We start from the raw sequence: 698 nt of genomic DNA on the forward strand, positions 1-698 counted from the left end.
CGAGGCGCTCACCGCCGACCTCGCGGCGACCCGCGCCCGCGGCTACGCGGTCGACCGGGAGGAGGGCGTCACCGGCATCGTCGGCTTCGGGTTCGCCCTGCGCTACGCCGCCCCGGCGCACGACGCGGTCAGCTGCTCGGTGCCGGTCGCCCGGCTCACCGCCGCGCACGAGGAGCACATCGTGGCGGTCATGCGCGAGACCCGTTCCAAGATCGAGACGGCGGCCCACCGGGGCACCTCGGGCAGCCCCAACTGGCGTTAGCGGCCCGGCAGAAGCCCGCTCGGCTACCCGGCCGAACCACCCCCAAACCGAATGTGCCGCAGGTCACACAACCCCGGCTTTCGTGGGGCCTTTTCGGCTTGATACAAATTGGCCGCGCCCACGTCCCCGGTTCGGTCCCGTTCGCAAAGACGTCGCGCTCCCACCCCCATTTCCTTACCACCCCCTTGCCCAAAACAGCGTCCAAGGCAGGGGGGTCCGTTCACAGGACTGCCCGTGTCTTCGCGCGCTTCCCGGCCCGCACTCATAGCCCTCTTCACGGCCGGCTATCTCGCTGCCTATCTGCTGCCCACGGTCGTCGGCCGCCTCGCCGACAGCCTGCGCCTTTCCCCCACCCAGGCCGGTCTGGCAGGCAGCGCGCTGCTGCTGAGCTCGGCCACCGCCGGCTTCGCCCTCGCGGCCCGCGTCGAACGGGCCG

At 71.8% G+C, this 698-nt stretch carries 1 protein-coding gene and 1 pseudogene; both read left to right on the top strand.

Annotated features, from left to right (window positions below; all coding sequences use genetic code 11):
- Positions 1 to 262: IclR family transcriptional regulator C-terminal domain-containing protein (locus G3I40_RS21745; RefSeq protein ID WP_239091873.1), on the top strand; the 262-nt coding region annotated here is incomplete at its 5' end.
- A gap of 234 nt (positions 263 to 496) precedes the next feature.
- Positions 497 to 698, top strand: a pseudogene (locus G3I40_RS21750) (MFS transporter); the annotation flags it as partial.

The sequence above is a fragment of the Streptomyces sp. SID14478 genome, assembly GCF_010548525.1.
GTDB lineage: Bacteria > Actinomycetota > Actinomycetes > Streptomycetales > Streptomycetaceae > Streptomyces.